This window comes from Aldersonia kunmingensis, assembly GCF_001646865.1.
Classification (GTDB): domain Bacteria; phylum Actinomycetota; class Actinomycetes; order Mycobacteriales; family Mycobacteriaceae; genus Aldersonia; species Aldersonia kunmingensis.
The window spans coordinates 1-23,397 of record NZ_LRRB01000073.1 but is presented as its reverse complement, the minus strand read 5'-3'; the positions used below and the strand labels follow the sequence as shown (position 1 = coordinate 23,397).

At 66.7% G+C, this 23,397-nt stretch carries 22 protein-coding genes; 13 read left to right on the top strand and 9 right to left on the bottom strand.

From position 1 onward, the window contains the following. The 5 genes from A8G08_RS05125 to mmpH form a co-directional block, all read left to right on the top strand. The coding region (locus tag A8G08_RS05125) for an FAD-dependent oxidoreductase (protein ID WP_068271034.1) at nucleotides 1-1,126 on the top strand (1,126 nt) is incomplete at its 5' end. 20 nt (nucleotides 1,127-1,146) lie between these two features. Continuing rightward, on the top strand, nucleotides 1,147-2,013 hold the full coding sequence (locus A8G08_RS05120) for an LLM class F420-dependent oxidoreductase (RefSeq protein WP_068271022.1): 867 nt from the start codon (nucleotides 1,147-1,149) through the stop codon (nucleotides 2,011-2,013). Between the two features lie 100 nt (nucleotides 2,014-2,113). Beyond that, nucleotides 2,114-3,364, top strand: coding sequence for a glycosyltransferase family 4 protein (locus A8G08_RS05115; RefSeq protein ID WP_068271018.1), 1,251 nt, complete (start codon nucleotides 2,114-2,116; stop codon nucleotides 3,362-3,364). Then, complete coding sequence (locus A8G08_RS05110) at nucleotides 3,358-4,071, top strand: class I SAM-dependent methyltransferase (protein ID WP_068271015.1); 714 nt, start codon at nucleotides 3,358-3,360, stop codon at nucleotides 4,069-4,071. The genes A8G08_RS05115 and A8G08_RS05110 overlap by 7 nt, the downstream gene beginning before the upstream one ends. Before the next feature lie 4 nt (nucleotides 4,072-4,075). After that, nucleotides 4,076-5,143: an MMP endo-(1,4)-3-O-methyl-alpha-D-mannosidase gene (gene mmpH / locus A8G08_RS05105; RefSeq protein WP_068271012.1), complete on the top strand. Its 1,068-nt coding sequence runs from the start codon at nucleotides 4,076-4,078 to the stop codon at nucleotides 5,141-5,143. An 81-nt stretch (nucleotides 5,144-5,224) separates the two neighbouring features. Here the strand turns inward: mmpH and A8G08_RS05100 are convergent, their stop codons facing one another. Beyond that, nucleotides 5,225-5,926: a class I SAM-dependent methyltransferase gene (locus A8G08_RS05100; protein WP_068271009.1), complete on the bottom strand. Its 702-nt coding sequence runs from the start codon at nucleotides 5,924-5,926 to the stop codon at nucleotides 5,225-5,227. Between the two features lie 110 nt (nucleotides 5,927-6,036). On the opposite strand from A8G08_RS05100, the gene A8G08_RS05095 reads away from it, so the two are divergent. The 3 genes from A8G08_RS05095 to A8G08_RS05085 are packed head-to-tail and all read left to right on the top strand — an operon-like array spanning nucleotide 6,037 to nucleotide 8,366. Further along, on the top strand, nucleotides 6,037-6,597 hold the full coding sequence (locus tag A8G08_RS05095; protein ID WP_068271008.1) for a TetR/AcrR family transcriptional regulator: 561 nt from the start codon (nucleotides 6,037-6,039) through the stop codon (nucleotides 6,595-6,597). A gap of 22 nt (nucleotides 6,598-6,619) precedes the next feature. Further along, nucleotides 6,620-7,093 carry a nitroreductase family deazaflavin-dependent oxidoreductase gene (locus tag A8G08_RS05090; RefSeq protein WP_068271005.1) on the top strand — a complete coding sequence of 158 codons (474 nt, stop codon included), beginning with the start codon at nucleotides 6,620-6,622 and terminating at the stop codon, nucleotides 7,091-7,093. A gap of 10 nt (nucleotides 7,094-7,103) precedes the next feature. After that, nucleotides 7,104-8,366: a cytochrome P450 gene (locus A8G08_RS05085; RefSeq protein ID WP_068271002.1), complete on the top strand. Its 1,263-nt coding sequence runs from the start codon at nucleotides 7,104-7,106 to the stop codon at nucleotides 8,364-8,366. A 313-nt stretch (nucleotides 8,367-8,679) separates the two neighbouring features. On the opposite strand, the gene dmpG is transcribed toward A8G08_RS05085, so the two are convergent. The 3 genes from dmpG to A8G08_RS05070 are packed head-to-tail and all read right to left on the bottom strand — an operon-like array spanning nucleotide 8,680 to nucleotide 11,449. Further along, nucleotides 8,680-9,738: a 4-hydroxy-2-oxovalerate aldolase gene (gene dmpG, locus A8G08_RS05080; protein WP_068270999.1), complete on the bottom strand. Its 1,059-nt coding sequence runs from the start codon at nucleotides 9,736-9,738 to the stop codon at nucleotides 8,680-8,682. 7 nt (nucleotides 9,739-9,745) lie between these two features. Beyond that, complete coding sequence (locus tag A8G08_RS05075; RefSeq protein ID WP_068270997.1) at nucleotides 9,746-10,654, bottom strand: acetaldehyde dehydrogenase (acetylating); 909 nt, start codon at nucleotides 10,652-10,654, stop codon at nucleotides 9,746-9,748. Between the two features lie 9 nt (nucleotides 10,655-10,663). Beyond that, nucleotides 10,664-11,449, bottom strand: coding sequence for a 2-keto-4-pentenoate hydratase (locus A8G08_RS05070; protein WP_068270995.1), 786 nt, complete (start codon nucleotides 11,447-11,449; stop codon nucleotides 10,664-10,666). 140 nt (nucleotides 11,450-11,589) lie between these two features. Here A8G08_RS05070 and kstD point away from each other — a divergent pair, with 140 nt between their 5' ends. The 5 genes from kstD to A8G08_RS05045 all read left to right on the top strand — a co-directional run bounded on the left by kstD (nucleotide 11,590) and on the right by A8G08_RS05045 (nucleotide 18,940). After that, nucleotides 11,590-13,293 (top strand): 3-oxosteroid 1-dehydrogenase, encoded by a 1,704-nt coding sequence (gene kstD / locus A8G08_RS05065; RefSeq protein WP_068270991.1) that lies wholly within the window; start codon nucleotides 11,590-11,592, stop codon nucleotides 13,291-13,293. A gap of 9 nt (nucleotides 13,294-13,302) precedes the next feature. Beyond that, nucleotides 13,303-14,163, top strand: coding sequence for a MaoC/PaaZ C-terminal domain-containing protein (locus tag A8G08_RS05060; RefSeq protein WP_068270988.1), 861 nt, complete (start codon nucleotides 13,303-13,305; stop codon nucleotides 14,161-14,163). 76 nt (nucleotides 14,164-14,239) lie between these two features. Next, a complete protein-coding gene (locus tag A8G08_RS05055) occupies nucleotides 14,240-15,985 on the top strand; it encodes a cholesterol oxidase substrate-binding domain-containing protein (protein WP_068270985.1) in 1,746 nt (581 codons plus the stop codon). Nucleotides 15,986-16,185: 200 nt separating this feature from the next. Further along, nucleotides 16,186-17,202 carry an AurF N-oxygenase family protein gene (locus tag A8G08_RS05050; RefSeq protein WP_068271031.1) on the top strand — a complete coding sequence of 339 codons (1,017 nt, stop codon included), beginning with the start codon at nucleotides 16,186-16,188 and terminating at the stop codon, nucleotides 17,200-17,202. A 31-nt stretch (nucleotides 17,203-17,233) separates the two neighbouring features. Beyond that, nucleotides 17,234-18,940 carry an FAD-dependent oxidoreductase gene (locus tag A8G08_RS05045; protein WP_068270980.1) on the top strand — a complete coding sequence of 569 codons (1,707 nt, stop codon included), beginning with the start codon at nucleotides 17,234-17,236 and terminating at the stop codon, nucleotides 18,938-18,940. Nucleotides 18,941-18,944: 4 nt separating this feature from the next. On the opposite strand, the gene A8G08_RS05040 is transcribed toward A8G08_RS05045, so the two are convergent. The 5 genes from A8G08_RS05040 to A8G08_RS05020 are packed head-to-tail and all read right to left on the bottom strand — an operon-like array spanning nucleotide 18,945 to nucleotide 23,093. After that, a complete protein-coding gene (locus A8G08_RS05040; protein ID WP_068271028.1) occupies nucleotides 18,945-19,382 on the bottom strand; it encodes a hypothetical protein in 438 nt (145 codons plus the stop codon). A gap of 7 nt (nucleotides 19,383-19,389) precedes the next feature. Beyond that, nucleotides 19,390-20,679, bottom strand: a complete 1,290-nt coding sequence (locus A8G08_RS05035; protein ID WP_245672664.1) for a DUF58 domain-containing protein — start codon at nucleotides 20,677-20,679, stop codon at nucleotides 19,390-19,392. Then, nucleotides 20,676-21,635: an AAA family ATPase gene (locus A8G08_RS05030; protein ID WP_068270977.1), complete on the bottom strand. Its 960-nt coding sequence runs from the start codon at nucleotides 21,633-21,635 to the stop codon at nucleotides 20,676-20,678. The genes A8G08_RS05035 and A8G08_RS05030 overlap by 4 nt, the downstream gene beginning before the upstream one ends. A gap of 7 nt (nucleotides 21,636-21,642) precedes the next feature. After that, entirely contained in the window at nucleotides 21,643-22,140 is a 498-nt protein-coding gene (locus A8G08_RS05025; protein WP_068270974.1) for a hypothetical protein, read from the bottom strand. After that, nucleotides 22,137-23,093, bottom strand: coding sequence for a DUF4129 domain-containing protein (locus A8G08_RS05020; RefSeq protein ID WP_068270971.1), 957 nt, complete (start codon nucleotides 23,091-23,093; stop codon nucleotides 22,137-22,139). Before A8G08_RS05020 ends, A8G08_RS05025 begins: the two co-directional genes overlap by 4 nt. Nucleotides 23,094-23,397 lie beyond the last annotated feature (304 nt).

Below are 23,397 nucleotides of genomic sequence, written 5' to 3'. Positions count from 1 at the left end.
CGGCGTGCCGTTCAAGGAGGCCTTCTGGGGCGAGCCCGGCTGGGAGCCGCCGCACGACGAGGGCCTGATGTACTCCGGCGGCGAGAACGCTGCGCCGTTCAACACCATCGCCACCCCGGCGCCGCGCGGGCACGTTCCGCAGATGCTGCACAAGCGAACCGGCGAAAAGGGCGGCGGCTTCATGCTCATGCAGCCGCTCGTCGAGACTGCCGAAAAGCTTGGTGTCCGAGCCGAATACGACGTCCGGGTGCAGCGCCTCGTCGTGGACGACAGCGGGCGTGTGGTCGGCCTGATCACCAAGAAGTACGGCGACGAGTTCGCTATCCGTGCGCGCAACGGCGTGGTGCTCGCGATGGGCAGCTTCGCCTACAACAACAAGATGATCGAGTCGAACGCTCCTCGCCTGATCGGCCGGCCCGGTGCCGCGATCGAGGAGCACGACGGCCGGGCGATCCTCATCGCGCAGGCCCTCGGCGCCGATGTCGCGCACATGGACGCGACGGAGGTCGCGTTCTTCGGCGACCCGCAGATGATGGCCCGCGGCATCCTCGTCAACGGCCGCGGCCAGCGGTACGTCCCGGAGGACACCTACCCCGGCCGGATCGGACAGCTGACGCTGTTCCATCAGGAGAACCAGTCGTACCTGCTCATCGACGAGGAGGCGTACGAGGCGGCCATGGCCACCGAGACGTCCACGCCGTTCTTCCGGACCCAGCCCAAGTGGGTGTGCGAAACCGTCGAGGAGCTCGAAGCCGAGATGGGCCTGCCGGAGAAGTCCCTGCAGACCACGGTCGAGATCTACAACCACCACGCCGCCAAGGGCGAGGATCCGCTGTTCGGCAAGAAGCCGGAGTGGGTCAAGCCGATCGGTTCGGGGATCGCAGCGTTCGACCTCCGCAACTGCACCGCGGGCTTCACGCTCGGCGGGTTGCGTACCGACCTCGATTCGGCTGTGCTCGACATCGCAGGCGATCCGATCCCCGGCCTGTTCGCGGCCGGGCGTTGCACGTCGGGAGTGTGCGCGGGCGGCTACGCCAGCGGCACTTCGCTGGGAGACGGCAGCTTCTACGGCCGCCGGGCCGGCATCAGCGCGGCCACCCGAACCCCCGCCACCGAGACGAACTGACCGACAAAGGAGCAAGAGCTATGAAGGCAGGCATCGTCCTGTTCACCAGCGACCGCGGCATCGCGCCCGCGGCCGCCGCGAAGGCCGCCGAGGAACGGGGCTTCCACTCGTTCTACGTGCCCGAGCACACCCACATCCCGGTCAAGCGGGAGGCGGCACACCCGCAGACCGGCGACGAGACCCTGCCGGACGACCGCTACATGCGCACCCTCGACCCGTGGGTCGCGCTCGCCACGGCGGCCTCGGTCACCGAGCGGATCGAGCTGGCCACCGCGGTCGCGCTGCCGGTTGAGAGCGACCCGATCACGCTGGCCAAGACGATCGCCTCGCTCGACCACCTCTCCGGTGGCCGCGTGGTGCTCGGCGCCGGTTTCGGCTGGAACACCGACGAGCTCGCCGACCACAACGTGCCGGCAGGCAAGCGGCGCACCGTGCTGCGGGAGACCCTGCAGGCCATGGAGTCGCTGTGGTCGGACGAGGAAGCCAGCTACGACGGCGAGTTCGTGAAGTTCGGGCCGAGCTGGGCGTGGCCCAAGACCGTCTCGCAGCCGCGAGTGCCGATCCTGATCGGCGCGGCGGGCAACGAGCGCAACTTCAACTGGATCTCCAAGTACGCGGACGGCTGGATCACCACGCCGGGCGAGCAGGACATTGCCGAGCGTGTGCAGCTGCTGCACAAGATCTGGAAGGAAGCCGGCCGGGAGGGCCTGCCCCGGATCGTCGTGCTCGAATTCAAGCCGGACGCCGAGCGCCTGGCACAGTTCACCGAACTCGGCGTAACCGACGTGCTCTACGGCCTGCCCGATAAGTCCGAAGAAGAGGTTGTCGCCTACCTTGATCGGCTTGCAGGCAAGCTGCGCAACCTGGACACCGGTCTATTAGCATGACGTCAACGGTGCTGCCGGTCACATAAGCCGGCAGCACCCTCGTGCAAGACCTGTCACCCGACCTCCCGGCGTCCGTAGACCGGGGCGAAATGAGCCAAGCGTGCGTATTGCCCTGCTTTCCTACCGGAGCAAGCCTCACTGTGGCGGACAGGGCGTCTACGTTCGCTATTTGAGCCGTGGCCTGGCCGAACTCGGTCATGAGGTCGAGGTCTTCTCCGGGCAGCCCTATCCGGAGGACCTCGACCCGCGGGTCAAACTCACCAAGGTCCCGAGTCTGGACCTGTACCGCGAGCCCGACCCGTTCCGCACGCCGCATCCGAGCGAGATCCGGGACCTGATCGACGCGCGCGAGGTGCTCACCATGTGGACAGCGGGCTTCCCCGAGCCGCTGACGTTCAGCAAGCGCATGGCCCGGATTCTGCGCGGGCGCGCCGATGACTTCGACGTGGTGCACGACAACCAGTGCCTCGGCTACGGCCTGCTCGATATCGCGAAGACCGGGATGCCGGTGGTCGCCACCGTGCACCACCCGATCACCCGGGACCGCACCGTCGACCTGGCGGCCGCGAAGTGGTGGCGCAAGCCGGCCACCGCGCGCTGGTACGGATTCCTGCGCATGCAGCGCAAGGTCGCGCAGAAGCTCCCGCACCTGCTCACCGTGTCGAGCACCTCGGCAACCGACATTGGCACGGACTTCGGCGTTCGGCCCGGCCAGCTCGATGTAGTGCCGCTCGGTGTCGATACCGAGTTGTTCGCACCCGGGAACGCGCCGCGCAAGAAGGGCCGCATCGTCGCGATCGCCAGCGCGGACGTCCCCCTCAAGGGCGTCAACAATCTGCTGCAGGCAGTCTCGAAGCTGCGCATCGAGCACGATGTCGAACTGCAGCTGGTCACCAAGCTCGACCCGGAAGGACCGACCCGCAAGCTGATCGACGAACTCGCGATCGGCGATGTCGTGCACACCTCGTCCGGCCTGTCCGACGAGGAGCTCGCCGCGCTTATCGCGTCCGCCGAAATCGCCTGCATCCCTTCGCTTTACGAGGGTTTCTCGCTGCCCGCCGTGGAGTTCATGGCAAGCGGCACCGCATTGGTCGCCAGCCGCGCGGGCGCGATCCCCGAGGTTGTCGGCACCGACGGCGAGGCCGCTATCCTGGTTCCGCCGGGCGACGTGGAAACACTCATGAAGGTCATTGGCGAACTGCTCGACAACCCGGATCGCGTTGCAGCGCTTGGCGTTGCAGGCCGCAAGCGGGCGCTGGAGCGGTTCAGTTGGAGTTCTGTTGCCGCACAGACTGTTGCGGTATACGAGGCGGCCATCTCGGCCGTGAAGGAGGCAAACCCGTCATGCTGACGGTGGATTTCGACCGGCTCGGTATCGGTGCCGGCACCCGGATGATCGACGTGGGTTGCGGCGCAGGCCGGCACTCCTTCGAGGCGTACCGTCGCGGCGCCGACATCGTGGCCTTCGATCAGAACGTGGATGACCTCGCCGGGGTCGCAGAGATGTTCGACGCCATGGCCAAGGCCGACGAGGTGCCTGCCGGCGCGAACGCCAAGACGGTGGCCGGTGACGCGCTTGCGCTCCCGTTCGCCGACGGCGAGTTCGACTGCGTGGTCGCCTCCGAAATTCTCGAGCACGTGCCCGCCGATGAGCAGGCGATCTCCGAGTTGGTCCGCGTACTCAAGCCCGGCGGCCGGCTTGCCGTCACCGTCCCGCGCTGGCTGCCCGAGAAGGTCTGCTGGATGCTCTCCGACTCCTACCACGCCAACGAGGGCGGGCACATCCGCATCTACAAGGCCGACGAGCTGAAGAACAAGGTTCTCGCGAACGGCGTCGAATTCACGCACAGTCACCACGCGCACGCGCTGCACGCGCCGTACTGGTGGATCAAATGCGCTGTGGGCGTGGAGCGCAACGAGCACCCGCTCGTGAAGGGCTACCACAAGCTGCTGGTGTGGGACATGCTCTCCGCACCGCGCGTGACCCGCACGGCCGAATCGCTGCTCAACCCGCTCGTCGGGAAGAGCGTCGCCCTGTACTTCCGGAAGCCGGTGTAAGCCGTTGCGTCGGTGCGAGATTCCCGGTGTCACGGGAGTGCTCTCTCCTGAGGATTGCGCCGCCACCGGCCGTGCCATTGCGGCCGAGCAGGAATCCAGCGGCGCCATCCCATGGTTCACCGGTGGCCACACCGACCCGTGGGACCACATCGAGAACGCGATGGCGCTGTCCGTCACCGGTCTCATCGATGCCGCCGAGGGCGCCTACGAATGGTCGCGGAGTACGCAACGCCCGGATGGCTCCTGGCCGCTGCAGTTCCGCAATGGCGTGGTGGAAGACCCGCATTCGGACACCAACTTCTGCGCGTACATCGCCGTCGGCGTGTGGCACCACTACCTGATCACCGGTGACGATCGCTTTATCGACCGGATGTGGCCGGTCGTGCAGCGCGCTATCGATTTCGTGCTAGACCTTCAGAACGCCTCCGGCACCATCGGCTGGGCGCGAACCCCCAAGGGCGACTTCACCGAAGCACTGCTCACCGGATGCTCGAGCATTCACCAAGCGCTGCGGTGCGCGCTCGCGATCGCCGCGCACGTCGACGATCCACAGCCCGAATGGGAGGTCGCGGTCGGACGACTCCGGCATGCGATTGCCGATCATCCCGAAGAGTTCAGCGAGAAGATGCGCTACTCGATGGACTGGTACTACCCCATCCTCGGCGGCGCACTGCGCGGCACAAAGGCGCACCACCGCATCGAATTGGGTTGGGACGATTACGTTGTCGACGGCCTCGGCATCCGTTGCGTGAGCGATCGCCCCTGGGTGACCGGTGCCGAGACCTGTGAGTTGGTGCTCGCGCTGGACACCCTCGCCCGGCCTCGTGCCGCGCACGAGCAGTTCGCGGCCATGCAGCACCTACGCGAGGCGGACGGTTCCTACTGGACCGGGCTGGTATTCGCCGATGGCAAGCGCTGGCCCGAGGAACGGACCACCTGGACCGGTGCGGCGGTGGTGCTGGCCGCCGATGCCCTGTCGCGCACCACGCCGGGCAACGGCATCTTCCGCGGCGAACACCTGCCCCTCGGGCTGGAAGGCAGCTACGACTGCGAGTGCGTCACCCAGCGCTGAGTTTCAAACGGGTGTGAATCTTGTTCCCGGGGCCAAAACTTCGCACCCACGAACAAGATTCGCACCCGTAAGTGAACCGGTTCAGTCGATCTCGTCGCCCGCGTTGCCGTCGATACGCACAAGCACGCGCAGCGAACTTGTGACCGACTCCTCGCGGAACTTCCCGCTGTCCAGCGCGCGCCGGTAGATGCGGTAGGGCGCCTGGCCGCCATCGTTCGGGTCCGGGAACACATCGTGAATGGCGAGGGTGCCGCCGTTGCGGACCCACTTGGCCCAGCCATTGAAATCGGCCTGCGCTGCCTCGTCGGTGTGCCCGCCATCGATGAAAAGGAAATCGATGGGCGCGCGCCACACCTTGGCGACGATGCGCGATCGTCCGACGAGCGCGACCACGCGCTCTGTGAGGTCGGCACCGACGATCGCGTGCCGGAACTTCAGCAGGGTGTCGAAGCGACCGGTGACCGGGTCGACGAGCGAGGTGTCGTGGTACTCCCAGCCCGGCTGGTGCTCCTCGGAGCCGCCGTGATGATCGACGGTGTAGATCACGCCGTCGCTCTCCTCCGCGGCCGCGCCGAGCAGCACGGTGGACTTGCCGCAGTAGGTCCCGATCTCCACGGCCGTGCGCTCGCCGGCGTCCTCACCACGATCGGCGGCGCCCAGCGCCGCCACCGCTGCCTGGTACAGCGCGAAACCCTCGTCCTGAGGCAGGAATCCGATCGTGGACTCGGCAAGCTGGAAGAGGTGGGCGGTGCGCGCCGAAACGGTAGCGCCGGGGTGCGTCATACGGTGGAATCTATCGGCCCGCAGAAAACGAGGCCAGACCGGCTCAAACGGCGTGGCAGTGTTGCCCCGGATACCTGGTTATAGTAGCGTCCAGACATGTGTCTAGTTCCGTGAATCTGGAGTCCACCCGGCGTCGCCTGACCGAGAAGCAGGCCGACACGGTGGACCGGCTGACGCGCGCCGCTGTCGAGGTGCTCAGCGCCGAGGGCTTCGCCGGACTGACCGTACGCATGGTGGCCTCGCGCGCCGGTGTCGCGCCCGCTACCGCGTACACCTACTTCTCCTCGAAGGAACATCTCGTCGCCGAGGTGTTCTGGCGGCGGCTCGCGGGAACCCCGCAGCCGGAACTCGAGGCCACCGATCCGGCCGAGCGTGCCATTGCAGTGCTGCGCCACATCGCGCTGCTCGTGGCGGACGAGTCCGAACTCGCGGGCGCAGTGACCAGCGCCCTACTCGGCCGCGATCCGGATGTCGATCATCTGCGCGTCCGCATCGGCCTCGAGATCCGCAACCGGATCAGCGACGCCCTCGGCGAGAACGCCGACACGGACACCATCGAAGCTCTCGAACTGCTCTACGCGGGTGCACTCGTGCGCGCGGGCATGGGGTATGAGTCATACACCCAGATCGCCGATCGGATTGAGAAGTCCGCTCGGATGATCCTCGCCTGATATCGCAACACGAAAGGCCAGCATGACCAGCACAGATGCACCCAAGGGTCTCGACTCACCCATGACGGGCAAGATCATCAAGATCATGTCGCAGGTGAACACCCGCCTGTACCGCGCCACGGGCGGCCGCATCGGCAGCAAGTGGCGCGTCGGCGCCGCATTCCCGTGGGGCATTCCGGTACTGCTGCTGACCTCGATCGGCCGGAAATCCGGCGAAGAGCGCATCAGCCCACTGTTGTACATCGAGGACGGCCCGCGCGTCGTCGTGGTCGCCTCGCAGGGCGGCTTGCCCAAGAACCCCGCATGGTTCTACAACATTCGGTCCAACCCGAATGTCACCGTGCAAATCAAGTCGAACATCCGGCAAATGACGGCTCGTGTCGCCACTGACGAGGAGCGGGCCGCGCTGTGGCCGAAGCTCGTCGCGATGTACTCCGACTTCGACAAGTACCAGTCCTGGACCGATCGGCAGATCCCAGTTGTGATCTGCGAGTAAGGAAGACCCGATGACCGAACTGACGCTGCCGGTGGGATTCGATGTCACCGATCCCGTCATGTACGGCGAGCGCATGCCGTTCGCCGAATACGCCGAGCTGCGCCGGTGCGCTCCGATCTGGTGGAACGCCAAGGAGCCCGGGGTCGGCGGCTTCGCCGACGACGGCTTCTGGGTTATCTCGAAGCACGCGGACGTCCGTGACATCTCCAAGCGCTCGGATGTGTTCTCCAGCAACGTGTTGGGTGCGATCCCGCGCCACGAGGAGGGCATCTCCCCCGAGGAGTTCGAGCTCACCAAGAACGTTCTGATCAACAAGGACGCTCCCGAGCACACGCAGCTGCGTCGCCTGGTGTCGAAGATGTTCACCCCGCGCGGCGTCGAGTCAATGCGAGAAGGCCTGCGCGCCAAGGCCGCCGAGATCTGTGCGAACGCGGCGGCGAACGGGAGCGGCGACTTCGTCTCGCAGATCGCGACCGAGCTGCCCATGCACGCAATCTCAGAGCTGATCGGCGTGCCGGAGGATCAGCGCGCACAGCTGCTCGAATGGTCCAACCAGATGACGGGCTACGACGACGAGGACACCGAGGGCCAAGCCCGCATGGCTACCGCCCAGATCCTCGGCTACGCATACGAACTCGCCGAGCAGCGCCGCAAGGAGCCGGTCGGCGACCTAATCTCGACGCTGGTGCACGCCGACATGAACGGCGAACTGCTCACGCCCGAGCAGTTCGGCTTCTTCGTCATCATGCTCGCGGTGGCCGGCAACGAGACCACCCGCAACGCAACGACGCTGGGCATGATGGCGTTCATGGAGCACCCCGACCAGTGGGAGCTGTTCCGCAACGAGCGTCCGGCCACCGCCGCCGACGAGATCATCCGGTACACGACGCCGCTGATCTGTCAGCAGCGCACCGCGCTCGTGGACACCGTGGTTGGCGACACCGCGATCGCGGCGGGTCAGCGCGTAGTCATGCTGTACGGCTCGGCGAACTACGACGAGGAGGTGTTCGAGAATCCGCACGAGTTCAATATCCTGCGAGACCCGAACCCGCACTTGTCCTTCGGCGGCACCGGCGCGCACTACTGCCTCGGCGCGAACCTCGCCCGGCTCGAGCTCGGGCTGATCTTCGATGCGATCGCGGACGTGATTCCGGACGTGTCCAAGCTCGGCGATGCAACCCGGCTGCAGTCCGGCTGGATCAACGGCGTCAAGCGGTTCGAGGTCGAGTACGGCGTGAACGCCGACGCGGCGCGCTGCCCGGTCGCGCACTGACCCGACCCCGCACTGCGGGTCATGTAGCACTGCACTGAAGTAGCACTGCCTCCTCGCCGCACACTTCCTGAGCTCTCGCACACGCCCCGGCATGCGGAAACCTGTGCGGGACAACAGGAAGTGTGCGGCGGTGGGTGAACGGGCCCGAGAGCGGCGCCCCGAGCACTACTACGGCGAGGGGTGAACGGCCCGAGAACGGCGCACCGAGACGCTGGGGTCTACGGACCGAAAACCGCACCTCCCGGAAACTGCTCCGGACAGACGAAACCGCGGTGGACAATGGTGTCCACCGCGGTTTCTCGTTCAGCTGCGATCAGCTCGCGGCGTCAGCCTTCTCCCGCACCAACTCGAGCGCGATGTCGATGAGCTGATCCTCCTGGCCACCGACGAGCTTGCGCTTGCCGGCGCGCACGAGCATCTCGGAGGCGGAGACGCCGTAGCGCTCGGCCTGCCGCTCGGCGTGCTTGAGGAAGCTCGAGTACACGCCCGCGTATCCCATCATCAGGGCGGAGCGATCGAGCAGGGTCTCGGCCGGCATCGCCGGACGAACGACATCCTCTGCCGCATCGGCGATCTTGAAGAAGTCGATGCCGGTCTTGACGCCGATCTTGTCGCACACGCCGACGAACGCCTCGACCGGCGCGTTGCCCGCGCCCGCGCCGAAACGCCGGGTGCTGCCGTCGATCTGCTTGGCGCCCGCGCGGACCGCCTCGATCGAGTTGGCGACACCGAGTCCGAGGTTCTCGTGACCGTGGAAGCCGACCTGCGCGTCGTGGCCGAGTTCGTCCACCAGCGCGGATACACGATCCGCGACCTGCTCGAGCACGAGCGCACCGGCCGAGTCGACGACGTAGACACACTGGCAACCCGCGTCGGCCATGATGCGGGCCTGCTTGGCCAGCTTCTCCGGGCTGACGGTGTGCGCCATCATCAGGAAGCCGACGGTCTCGAGGCCGCGCTCGCGGGCGAGCCCGAAGTGCTGGATCGAGACATCGGCCTCGGTGCAGTGCGTGGCGATCCGGCAGATCGACGCGCCGTTGTCCTGCGCCTCGATGATGTCTTCCTTGGTGCCGAGGCCGGGCAGCATCAGGAAGGCGATCTTCGCCTGCTGCGCGGTGTCCACCGCGATCTTGATGAGCTCCTGCTCCGGCGTCTTGGAGAAGCCGTAGTTGAACGAGGAGCCGCCGAGGCCGTCACCGTGGGTGACCTCGATGACCGGAACACCCGAAAGGTCCAGCGCCGCAACGATTGCCCGGACCTCGTCACCGGTGAACTGGTGACGCTTGTGGTGCGAGCCGTCGCGCAGCGAGGTATCGGTGACCCGGATGTCCCAAGACGAGTCGAAATGAATTGAGCTGTCGATCAGAGACATTGGTGAATCACACCCTCACGCTGAGAAGCTGCTGGGCGATTTCCTCGCCCACCTTGGTGGCGGCCGCCGTCATGATGTCGAGGTTGCCGGCGTACGGCGGCAGGAAGTCGCCCGCGCCCTCGACCTCGACGAACGTGGTGACCGTGGCGTAGCCACCCGAGACCACGCTCGGCTCGTCGAACTGCGGGTCGTTGAGCAGCCGGTATCCGGGCACGTACTCCTGGATGTCGGCGACGATCCGATGGATCGAGTCCGCGATCGCGTCGCGATCGGCGTCTTCGGGGATCGCGCAGAAGATGGTGTCGCGCATGATCATCGGCGGATCGGCGGGGTTCAGGATGATGATCGCCTTGCCGCGCGCGGCGCCACCGATCACCTCGATGCCCCGGCTTGTCGTCTTGGTGAACTCATCGATGTTCGCGCGCGTACCCGGACCGGCCGACTCCGACGCCACCGACGCGACGATCTCCGCGTAGGGCACCTCGACGACCCGCGAAACCGCGTGCACGATCGGGATGGTGGCCTGACCACCGCAGGTGATCATGTTGACGTTCGGCGCATCGAGGTGCTCACGCAGGTTCGCGGGCGGCACCACGGCAGGACCGACAGCCGCGGGGGTCAGGTCGATCGCGCGGATTCCGGCCGCGGCGTACTTCGGCGCCGCGTCGCGATGCACGTATGCCGAGGTCGCCTCGAACACCAGGTCGGGCAGTTCGTCCTGCGCAAGCAGCCAGTCCACACCCTCTGCGGACGTCTCCAGGCCCATGCCCGCGGCGCGCTTGAGGCCCTCGCTGTTCGGGTCGATGCCGATCATCCAGCGCGCTTCGAGGAACTCGGAACGCTGCAGCTTGTACAGCAGGTCGGTGCTGATGTTGCCCGACCCGACAATGGCCACCGAGGCCTTAGCTTTGGTCATAACCACTCCCTACTTGAACTGAAGCGAGACCGAGCCGAGCCCGGCGAACTCGGCGAGGAAATCGTCGCCCGGGCGGGCGTCGATGGCCCGGGTGCACGACCCGGGCAGGACGATATCGCCGGCCTTGAGCCGGACTCCGAAGCTGGCAACCTTGCGGGCGAGCCATGCAACCGCGATCACCGGATCGCCGAGCACCGCGTCGCTGCGGCCTTCCGCGATCCGCTCGCCATTGCGCGTGAGCACCGCGTCGATGCCCTTGATGTCGAGATCGCCGGGCGCTACACGCTGCTTGCCGAGCACGTAGCCGGCAGACGAGGCGTTGTCCGAAATCGTATCGGCGAGCTTGATTTTCCAGTCCTGGATGCGGCTGTCGATCAGCTCGATGGCAGGCGCGATCGCGACGGTGCCGGCGATCACGTCTTCCTCGGTGCAGTCCTCTCCGGGCAGGTCTGCGCCCAGGATGAAACCGAGCTCAACCTCCACCCGGGGGAAGCAGTAGCGCGCGGTATCGACCGGCTCTTCCTCGGTGCACACCATGTCGGAGAGCAGGTGGCCGTAGTCCGGCTCGTCGACGCCCATCATCTGCTGCATCGCCAGCGAGGACAGGCCCACCTTGTGGCCCACCACCTTGGCGCCGGACGCCAGCCGCTGACGGATGTTGAGCAGCTGGATCTCGTAGGCGTCGACAACGTCGATGTCGGCGTAGTGATTGGTCAGCGGCTCGATCGGGACGCGATCACGCTCAGCGACCGCGAGCCGCTCGGCCAGATCGGCCCTCACATCGTCGGAAAGCATCACTTCCCCTTCTCCGCGGAAACCCGCGGCTCATTCCCGCCAAACCTGCCTACATTGGAACACGTTGCCATAACCGATCCAGTATCGGTCAAAAGTTCCTGTCAGGAAAGATTGGACCAGCGGGCACTCTTTTCTATAACGTGTTCTACATGAGCGAGCAGCAATATGACATCGTCGTGGTCGGAAGCGGCGGCGGTGGTATGACCGCCGCCCTGACCGCGGCCGATCGGGGCCTCAGTGTGGTCATCATCGAGAAGGCAGCGCACTTCGGCGGGTCCACGGCCCGCTCGGGTGGCGGCGTCTGGATCCCGAACAACCCGGCCTTGAAGAAGGACGGCGTGAAGGACACCCCGGAAGCGGCCCGGACGTACCTGCACTCGATCATCGGCGAGCACGCGCCCGCCGACCTGATCGACACCTTCCTCGAGCAGGGTCCCAAGATGCTCGACTTCGTGCTGGACAAGACGCCGCTGAAGCTCACGTGGGTGCCGAACTACTCGGACTACTACCCCGAGGCTCCCGGTGGCCGCGTCGGCGGTCGCTCGGTTGAGCCCAAGCCGTTCAACGGCAAGGTGCTCGGCGCCGAACTGAAGAACCTCGAGCCGCCCTACGGCAAGACTCCGATGAACGTCGTCGTCACCCAGGCCGACTACCGCTGGCTGAACCTGCGCAAGCAGACCTACAAGGGTTGGCTCCGGGGCATGCGCATCGGTGCGCGTCTGTTCTACGGCCGCCTCACGAACAAGGCCCTGCTCGGCATGGGCCGCGCCCTGATCGCCGGCCTGCGCAAGGGTCTGCTGGACGCCAACGTGCCGATCCTGCTCAACACCCCGATGACCGACCTCTTCACCGAGGACGGCGTGGTCCGCGGCGTGAACGTGCTGCGCGACGGCAAGCCGGAACTCATCCGCGCCCGCTACGGCGTTGTGCTCGCGGCCGGCGGCTTCGAGCACAACGACGAGATGCGCAAGAAGTACCAGCGCGCACCAATCGGCACCGAGTGGACCGTCGGCGCGGCGGCCAACACCGGTGACGGCATCCAGGCCGGTCAGAAGCTCGGCGGCGCCGTGGCGCTCATGGACGACGCCTGGTGGGGCCCGACCATCCCGCTGCCCAACGGCCCGTGGTTCTGCCTCGCCGAGCGCTCGCTGCCCGGCGGCATCATGGTCAACCTGAGCGGCAAGCGCTTCATGAACGAGGCGCTGCCCTACGTCGAGGCCGTCCACTGGATGTACGGCGGCGAGTACGGCATCGGTGAGGGCCCGGGCGAGAACGTCCCGGCCTGGATGATCATGGACCAGGGCTACCGCGACCGGTACATGTTCGCCGGCCTACAGCCCGAGCAGCGTTTCCCGAAGAAGTGGCTCGAGTCGGGTGTCGTCGTTTCGGCGCCGACCATCGCCGAGCTGGCCGAAAAGACCGGCCTGCCGGTGGACGAGCTCGAGGCCACCATCACCCGTTTCAACGGCTTCGCGAAGACCGGTAAGGACGAGGACTTCGGCCGCGGCGACAGTGGCTACGACAACTACTACGGCGACCCGTGGAACAAGCCGAACCCGAACCTGGCTGCGCTGGTGAAGGGCCCGTTCTACGCGATCAAGATGGTTCCGGGCGACCTCGGCACCAAGGGCGGCCTGAAGACCAACGCTGCCGCGCAGGTGCTGCGCGAGGACGACACCATCATCGAGGGCCTCTACGCCGTCGGTAACAACAGCATCCCGGTCATGGGCCACACCTACGCCGGCCCCGGCGCGACCATTGGCCCCGCGATGACCTTCGGATACCTGGCCGCGCACCACATCGCGGACCACAAGGGCGCCACCTCCGTGGCCGCCGGAAAGTAGGAACGCGAGATGCCGATCGACCCAAGCATCGCCATCGGCGCGGAGCTGCCCACCCAGGAATTCTCGTGGGACACCTCCGACGTGCAGCTCTACAACCTCGGTGTCGGCGCGGGCTCCAACCCGCTCGATACCCGCGAGCTGCGCTACCTCGATGACGTGGATCCGTACGTGCTGCCGACGTTCGCGACGGTCGCAGCGACGTTCCACGACACCGAGCCGCCGAAGGTTTCGTTCCCCGGTGTGGAGATCGACCTGGCGAAGGTGGTGCACGGCAGCCAGTCGGTGACCGTGCATCGTCCGCTGCCGCCATCGGGCAAGGCGACCACCACCCGTCGGATCGCCGAGGTGTGGGACAAGGGCAAGGCGGCGGTGATCGTCCAGGAGTTCGTCACCGTCGACTCCGAGGGTCAGCCGCTATGGACCGCACGCTCGTCGATCTTCGCCCGCGGCGAGGGCGGCTTCGGCGGCGAACGCGGACCGTCCGAGTCGGTGGCGCTGCCCGATCGCGCCCCGGATGTCGAGGTCACCACCAAAATCGCGCCGCAGCAGGCCCTGCTCTACCGCATGTGCGGTGACCGCAACCCGCTGCACTCGGATCCCGAATTCGCGAAGAACGCGGGTTTCCCCGCGCCGATCCTGCACGGTCTGTGCACGTACGGCACGGTCTGCCGGACCGCCACGGATGCCGCACTCGACGGCGACGCCCGCCGGGTCACCGGCTTCAGCGCACGCTTTGCGGGTGTCGTTTTCCCAGGTGAGACCCTGCGGATCCGGATCTGGCGCGAAGAAGGACGCCTGATCATCGGCGCGACCGTGGTGGAACGTGACGACGCACCCGCACTCGCCGATGTCGTGCTGACCTTCGCCTAACACCGTTGAACACCTGACCACTCCAACGGTCACTCGCAGTACCACTCTCCCATTTTCAACACCCCTGGAGTCACCCATGCCCGTGTCCAAAAAATCCGCCGGGTTGTCCCGGCGGGGATTCCTCGCCGCCGGTGCAGGCGCCCTTGCTGTAACCGCGATGGGCGGCTGGACCCCCGTCTACGCCCTGCCGTCCGGATCCTCCGGCGGTGCGACACTTCCCGAGCCCCCGAACTTCCCGTCCGGCATCGATCTGACCCAGCAGGCGTACGAGAACTGGTCCAAGGAGATCCAGCTGGACTCGGTGTGGACCGCCACGCCGAAGAACGCAAATGACGTTGTCACCCTGACGAACTGGGCGCACGCGAACGGCTACACGCTGCGTCCGCGCGGTGCCATGCACGGCTGGACGCCGCTGACTGTCGTCCAGGGCGCTTCAGTCGCCAAGGTCATCCTCGTCGACACGACAAAGCACCTGAACGGTGTGGTCGTCAACGGCGGTTCCCCGGCCACCGTCACCGCCGGCGCCGGCGCCACCCTCGACGACATCACCACCGCACTGCAGAACGACGGCCTGGGCATCGCCAATCTGCCCGCCCCCGGTGTCCTCACGATCGGCGGCGCCCTGGCCGTCAACGCACACGGTGCGGCGCTGCCGGCCGAAGGGCAGAGCACTCTCGACGGACACACCTACGGTTCGCTGTCGAACCTGGTCACCTCGCTCACCGCGGTGGTGTGGAACGGCACCGAGTACGCCGAGCGCACCTTCACGCGTAGCGACCCGAAGATCAAGCCTCTGCTGACTGCCCTCGGTCGCACGTTCATCACCTCGGTGACCCTTCAGGCCGGACCGAACCTCCGGATGCGTTGCCAGAGCTACACGGATATCCCGTGGACCGAACTGTTCGCAGCCAAGGGCGCATCGGGCCGCACGTTCGAGAGCTTCGTCAAGGCAAATGGCGGCGCCGAGGCGATCTGGTACCCCTTCACCGAGAAGCCGTGGATGAAGGTGTGGTCGGTCGCGCCGACCAAGCCGGCCGCATCCAGGGAAGTAACCGGGCCGTACAACTACCCGTTCTCCGACAATCTGGGCGACAACACCGCCGACCTGATCGGTGGGGTGACCAGTGGCTCCGCGACTACCGCTCCGACATTCGGCAGCTTGATGTACAGCCAGACCGTCTCCGGTCTCAAATCGAGCGAATCGGCGGACATCTGGGGATGGTCCAAGGACGTCCAGTTCTACATCAAGGCCTCCACTTTGCGCCTGACCGAGGGCGGCGGGGCTGTCATCACGAAGCGTGAGAACATCGGGAAGGTCATCCACGAATTCGCCGAGTGGTTCAACGACCGTGTCGAGTACTACCGGGACCTCGGCGAGTACCCGCTCAACGGTCCGGTCGAAATCCGTTGCTGTGGACTCGACGAGCAGGGCGACGTCAAGGTTGCAACGGCGGGCGGGCCCACCATCTCATCCGTGCGCCCGCGCCAGGACCACCCCGAGTGGGACACCGCGATCTGGCTGAACGTGCTCGGCGTCCCCGGCACCAAGGGCATGTTCGCGTTCTACCGCGAGATGGAACAGTGGATGCGCTCGCACTTCACCGGTTCCGAGTACGCCTTCCGTCCCGAGTGGTCGAAGGGTTGGGCGTTCACCGACGCCAAGCCGTACACCAACGGCGCCATCATCAGCAACGATCTGCCGAACAGCTACCGCGAGGGTGTGCCCGGCTCCGATAACTGGGACACCGCAGTCGCGGTGTTCAACGAGTTCGATCCGAACCGCGTCTATAGCAACACCTTCATGGATCAGCTTCTGCCGTAACACCCGATCGGGGCATGCAAAGTGCGTTCGTGCGCGCAAGATCTTGCGCGCACGAACGCATTTTTGCGCGAATCGGCCGACTCATGGAACTCGTATTGGATTTAACTGCAACTGACAGTTACAGTTATGGCGAGTTACAGGATCCTGGCCGTTGGGTTGTATGGCCGGATCGCCGTACGAGGAGCATGAAGGACGCCCCGATGACTACCGTCGAAAAGCCCTCCGCATCTGATTCGGCTGCTGCGCTGGACGCGCATGCCGAATACGACGAGCTTCTGAACCGCCTGTCGGATGGTTCCCTCCACCGCAGCTTCAGCCCGTACAAGGACATCGACTGGGACTCCCCCGAGTTCGCCGTGGTAGAGAACGACCACCGCTGGATTCTCCCGTTGATCGATCCCGTTGGCGCCCACCCCTGGTACCGCGCGCTGCCCGAGGACAAGAAGATCGCGGTCGGAATGTACCGGCAGGCCAACGTCGCCAAGGTCGGTCTGCAGTTCGAGCAGATCCTGATCGGCGGCTTCATGCAGCACATCTCGCGGCTGCCCAATAACTCCGCGGAATTCCGCTACTGCACCCACGAGGTCATCGAGGAGTGCAACCACACCCTGATGTTCCAGGAACTGGTCAACCGAACCGGCGTGAACGTCCGTGGCCTCCGCCCGATCCTGCGCGTGCTCGCACCGTTCATTCCGCTGGCCGCCCGCCCGCTTCCGTCTGTCTTCTTCATGGGCGTGCTCGCCGGCGAGGAGCCGATCGACCACATCCAGAAGAGCTACCTGCGCACCGACGGTGACTACCACCCGACGCTCAAGGGCGTGATGCGCATCCACGTCGCCGAAGAGGCGCGGCACATATCGTTCGCGCACGAGTTCCTGCGCCAGCGCGTTCCGCAGCATGGCCCGTTCGCGCGGTTCGTCCTCTCGCTCGTGTACCCGATCGTGCTTCGCGTGCTGTGCAACGCGATCGTGGTGCCGCCGCCGGAGTTCTGGGACGAGTTCGACATCCCGCGCTCGGTGAAGAAGGACCTGTTCTGGAACAGCAAGGAGTCGCGCGCCACGCTGCGCAGCTACTTCGGTGACCTGCGCATGCTCGGCGAGGACATCGGTCTGATGAACCCGGTCGCCAAGTTGCTGTGGCGTCTACTCAAGATCGACGGCCGCGCCTCGCGCTTCCGCAGCGAGCCCGAGCGCGAGCCCATGAAGCTCGCCAGCTGATCCGGCGCGACACAAGCTAGGACCCCTGTTTATGCCTCACGTCGTCACTCAATCCTGTTGCAGCGACGCCTCGTGCGTCTTCGCCTGCCCGGTGAACTGCATCCACCCGACCCCCGATGAACCGGACTTCGCCACCGCGGAGATGCTGTACATCGATCCGGAAACCTGCGTGGACTGCGGGGCCTGCGTGACCGCCTGCCCGGTGGACGCGATCAAGCCGCAGGGCAAGCTAAACCCGTCGGAGCTGCCGTTCATCGAGCTCAACGCCGACTTCTACAAGACGCGCCAGAACGAGGTCCCGATCCTGGCGCAGGTGGTGAACGTGACCGCAGCGAGCACTGATCAAGGCTCGCTGCGGGTCGCGGTCGTCGGTTCCGGACCGGCCGCGATGTACGCGGCGGACGAGATTCTCAAGCAGCCCGGCGCGCTGGTGAACGTATTCGACCGGCTGCCGGTGCCGTACGGCCTGGCCCGTTCCGGCGTCGCACCCGATCACCAGCGCACCAAGCAGGTGACCGAGCTCTTCGACAAGATCTCGCGCGAGGACGGCTTCGAGTTCTTCCTCAATGTCGAAGTGGGCAAGCACATCTCGCACGAGGAACTGCTCGCGTACCACCACGCCGTCATCTACGCGGTCGGCGCGTCCTCGGATCGACGGCTCGACGTGCCCGGCGCGGATCTGCCCGGTGTGGCATCCGCGACGGAGTTCGTCGGCTGGTACAACGGCCACCCCGATCACGTGCACCGCGAATTCGACTTGTCCGGCCCGCGGGTCGTCATCGTCGGCAACGGCAACGTGGCATTCGACGTCGCCCGCATCCTCGCCAGCGACCCCGAACGGCTCGCCGGCACGGACATCACCCGTGATGCACTCGCGACGCTGCGCAAGAGCTGCGTCGAGGAGATCGTCGTGATCGGCCGTCGTGGACCCGCGCAGTCGGCGTTCACCATGCCCGAACTCACCGGACTGCTTGCCCACGAGGACTTCGACGTGGTCGTGGATCGTGAGTCCGCGATGCTGGACAGTGCGGCCGCAATCCGCGAAGGAATCGTTTCATCCACCTTGCGGCACAAGCTGTCCGCGCTCGCCGCGCTGCCGGATGCCTCGACCCCGGCCTCGGGACGTCGGCGAGTTGTGCTGCGCTACATGCTGTCCCCCACCGAAGTGGTCGGCGAGGAGAAGGTGACGGGCGTCGAGTTCGCTCCCGGCACTTCCACCGACGACGGCGCCTCAGTGGATTACGTGCAGGACAACGCGGTTCGGATCGACACCGGCCTGTTGCTCACCTCGATCGGCTATCGAGGGGTGCCGGTCGCAGACCTTCCGTACGACCCTGCGTCGGGCATCGTGCCCAACGATGCGGGACGAGTGGGATCGGCCGACGAGCCGGTGCCGGGCACCTACGTGACCGGGTGGGCGAAGCGCGGACCGAGCGGCTTCATCGGGACGAACAAGTCCTGCGCGCACGAGACCACCGAGAATCTGGTCGCGGACCTCAACGCCGGGAAGTTGAGGCAGCCGCGCCGCGCTCAGTCCGATCTCGTCGAACTGGTGCGCTCACGTCGCCCGGAGTACGTGGACCGCGCGGGCTGGTCGGCTGTGGATCGGGCCGAGCTTGCCCGCGGCGCCGACTGGAATCGCATCCGCGACAAGATCGTCGACGCGGCCGAAGCGGCACGCATCGCGCGATCCGCGGAACGCCCGCGCCGCCGGCTCAGTCTTCGCCGCAACCGCTGATCGGTCAGGGACGCACGGGGATCTCGCCGCGTGCGGCAAGGACGGCTCCCGCGTACAGCAGCGCCACCAGCACCGGGGCGACGAGCGGAATCCAGGCAAGGTCGTGTGGAATCGACGCGGCGAGTACCGCGACTGCGGCGAACCCGGCCGCCGACGCCACGGCCAGGACCGTAATCGGTTGCACCGCAGGTAGATCGGCGTGCGCGGACAATAGGTACGCGGTGGCGGCCAGGCCGGCAGCCGCGGACATAGCAAGCGACGGGTTCCCGAGCGCGAGCAACCCGAGCGCGGCAAGCACGGCGGCCGTCGCGGAGTGACGCGCGAACACTCCGATGAGTACGAGCACCGCGGCCGGCAAAACCAGCCACAGCGCCCAGTCGGTCAAGCCGACCCCGGTCGCCGCGATCATGAGCAAACCAGCGCCTGCCGCAACAGCTCTCATCGCCTGTTCACCGCCGGCTCCGCGGGCTCCGCCGGTGCGGCCTCGCTGCACGGCCCGTCACCATCCGCATGACGGCGTCGAGCTCGGTCTCCCCCGCCCATGCAACGACATCCACCCCGACCACCCCGAGATCGCGGCGCATCCCGCTGCGTTCGAGCCGCCACAGATGGGCGAGGATCGGTTCCGGATCGGGGTCGAACGGCGTCCCTGCCAGGACGTCGACGGCGACCACCTTGTGCCCGCGGCGGCGCAGTTCGATCAGCGCGAGCGCGAACTGGGTGTCGAGCAACGTCGAGAAGGCGATGACTACGGCACCGGGCGGGACCGCGAACCGCGGCGCAAGCGTGCCCGTCGCGGTGCCGGTGTCCGCGGACGCAAGCACGGCGTCGAGCACGCGGTAGAACTGGCGGCGGCCGATATCCGGTGAGAGCCAACGAATCGGCCGGCCGAGCGAAACCACCCCGGCCCGGTCACCCTCCTGCAACGCGGTCTGCACCACCTGCACGGCCCCGCGCACGGCTCGGTCGAGTGCCTCGGTCGCCGGGCCGGTTGGCTGCGGATAGGTGTCCACCACCGCAACGACGTCGGCCGCGCGATCTGTCAGCCGCTCGGTGACGTGCAGTCGGCCGCGGCGCGCACTCACCGGCCAGTTCACCGAACGCAACTGGTCCCCGGGCACCCACACCCGGATGTCGGCGTATTCGGTGCCGGGGCCGAGCCGCCGGGTGAGGTGGGTGCCGAGCCGGTCCGGAAGTTCGACCTCGGGCAATCCTGTGCGGCGCGGGCTCACCAACGGATACACCAGCGCCGTGGCGACCGGCAGCACGATATCGCCAACCAGCAGGCCGGATGGCGCACTGCCCTCGACCCGCACGCCCACCGGATAGTTCCCCCAACGTCGCGCACACAGGCTTAGTTCGAATTCATTTGTCCGCCAGCCATCTTCGTATCCATCGGCGAATTCGAGCCCGCTGGTCGGTTCGGGCCGGATGCGCACCGTCCTCAGACCGGCCACCGGGTTCGCGCCGATGCGCAGTCGCATGGTCTCGGACTCGAAGCAGCGCACGACCTCCGGATCGCCGTGCGCGCGGACGGTCCCACTGCCGCGCTGCCACAGTCCAGCGGCGAGCACGCCGAGCAGTGGCGCGGCGAAGACCAGCAGATCGGCCCGGGTAAGCGCGATCGCCACAGCCAACGAGACCGCGCCACTGGTTGCCAGTGCGCGAGAGAGCGGGGATGGGCGCCAATGCAGTTCGCCGACCACACCGGCCATGTGCTCCAGCGTCGTTGTGCTCATCGTCCGGCCCGCGGCACCGGAAGTCGGTGCAACAACTCACTCACCACATCCGAGCCCTGGATCCGGCGCACCCACATCTCGGGCCGCAGGCTGATCCGGTGCGCGATCGCCGGAACCGCAAGCGCTTTCACATCCTCCGGGATGACGTAGTCCCGCCCGGCGAGCATCGCGCGGGCGCGGGTGAGCTGCATCAGGTCCAGTTCAGCGCGCGGGCTGGCCCCAACCTCAACCTGTGGATGCGACCGCGTGGCCGCTGCCAGCGCGACGATGTACGCCAGCACATCGGCGTGCACCGAGACCTGTTCGACCGATTCCCGCATCGCAAGGAAGTCGGTGCCATCCACGACCTGGTCGACAGCGGGTGCCCGCGCGCCACGGTCAAGCCTGCGGCGCAACATCTCTCGCTCATCCGATTCCGCCAGGTAGCCGAGGCGCAACCGGATCGTGAAACGGTCGAGCTGTGCCTCCGGCAGCGGATAGGTCCCCTCGTATTCGATTGGATTGTCGGTAGCGAGCACGACAAAGGGGTCGGGCAGCGGCCGGGTTTCGCCGTCGATGCTGACCTGCGATTCCGCCATCGCCTCGAGCAGCGCGGCCTGAGTCTTCGGTGGCGTCCGGTTGATCTCGTCCGCGAGCAGCAGGTTGGTGAAGATCGGGCCGGACCGGAACTCGAAGTGGCTCGACCTCATGTCATAGATCATCGAACCGAGCAGATCGGCCGGCAGTAGGTCCGGTGTGAACTGCACACGGGCGAAGTCGAGTCCGAGCGCAGCGGCGAACGAGCGCGCGATGAGTGTCTTGCCGAGGCCGGGCAGATCCTCGATCAGCACGTGGCCGCCCGCGAGCATGGCGACCAGGATCAGCCGCAACGACTGCTCTTTGCCCACGACGACGTGCCCGATCTCCGCGAGCACTGCGTCGGCGCGCGCAGTGGATACATCGAGCGGTGTGGTCATCGGTCCCTCACATGTGTTCCAGACGAACGAGGATGTCCTCCAACACTTCTCGACCCGGCCCTGGCCGATCGCGGTCCTCCGAAGCGATGGCTGACGGGTCAACCCACTGCCACAGCTCGTCGCCGAACATCATGGTTCCGGCGGTTTTCAAGCTGTTCGCGCCGGACGGACCCGCGGTGTCGAAGCGCCGTCCCAGTGCGAGTTGGAAGTCGCGTGCGAGCATCGGCCGCAGGTGCCGGTCCCAATCTCCGCGCGTGCCGTCGGCCCAGGCCAACTGCATGCGGGTGCGGTCGCGCCAGCGTTCCATCGCCTCGTCCGGTGTCGGATCCGGTGCAACACCCGTGGCCGGCGCGCCGCCCGACCCCACGCCGACGCGCAGCACAGCGAGGACAACCGCGAGCACCAACGCGCCGGCAACAAATACCCACTCGCGCGCGGGGCCACCCACCACCACGATCTCCACCAGCACGAGCACCAGGACACCGACGGCAACGATCCGAATCATGGGTTCTGCACCGCCCGCACATCATCGAGCACCGCGCGAAGCTGACGCGTCGCCGACGCACGATCGGCCTCACCCATCCGGTGCGGGCTGAACCGTGCCTCGGTGAACAGCTCAACCAACTCGGCGGCCGCGCCCGTCCGCAGCACACCGTGTCCGACCGCACGCTCGAGCACTTCAGACGGCGTATCCGATGCCCGTGGCGCGACGTCCGGCGCATCCGCGAGCGCGCTCTCCATGGCCGCGTAACAGGCGATGATCGCCTCTCGCGGATCGCGACCCGGGTCGGCCATCTCGGCGAGGCCGAGCTCCGCCGCGCGGGCCAACGACTCGGACACAGTCGCCGAGGATTCGGCAGCCGATGTGCGCGATGCCTGCTCTCCGACAACCACCTCGGGGCGAGACCGTGCGGCCAGCACCGCCACACCGACGAGCGACACCGCGACTACTGCCACACCGGCGAGTGCGACCACATCGAGAATGTTGTCGTCAGTGGGCGGCTCAGCCGCCTGCGACTCGTCCGCGGCGGCCTCGCCACCCGACGCATCGTCGTCGCTCGACGGGGTTGTCCGCTGTTGATCCGTCTGCGAAGGCTCGCCGGCCCGGATCGCGCCGAGCGCCACGAACAACCCGAGTACCGCAAGCACAACCACCACGGCAATCACGATCTGTCGCCGGGTGGGCCGCCCAATCTCGATTTCCCTGCCACCCGACACATCCCCCGTCGTCGCGGCGGGCGCACCACGACGCAGTGCGGCAATCAGTCCGAACAGGAGGATTGCGAGCGCAATTACCGCCAGGACGAGGACAACGATCGCCCCCGCGGGCCCGGTCTGCGGCGATCGCGGGCGCGGTGGCGTGTATTCGGGGAGGGTCCCACCCAGGGCGAGCGCGGCCAGCGCGAGGAGGACCAGAAGTCCCCCCGCAATTAACGCCCGTCGCCGTTCACTGCCCATGGCATCTCCGGCATCAGCGCCCCGGCCGGTCCGGTGGATCGCCGTGCCCAACTTTCATACTGGCACGGCGCCGGGAGGGTGGATCATCTCTTCCCGCGATCGGGTTTCTGGCGACGGAGCACTGCACACCCGCTAAGTGCCACCTCGTCGCACACTTCCTGTCGGACCGCACACCCTCGGGCATGCCGAACCCTATGCGCCGCGACGGGAAGGGTGCGACGGGCATCGTCGGATACCTATGACCACGTATACATCACCCGGCGCCGCGGATTGACGCCCCAACTCAGCGTGGCTGCACAGATTT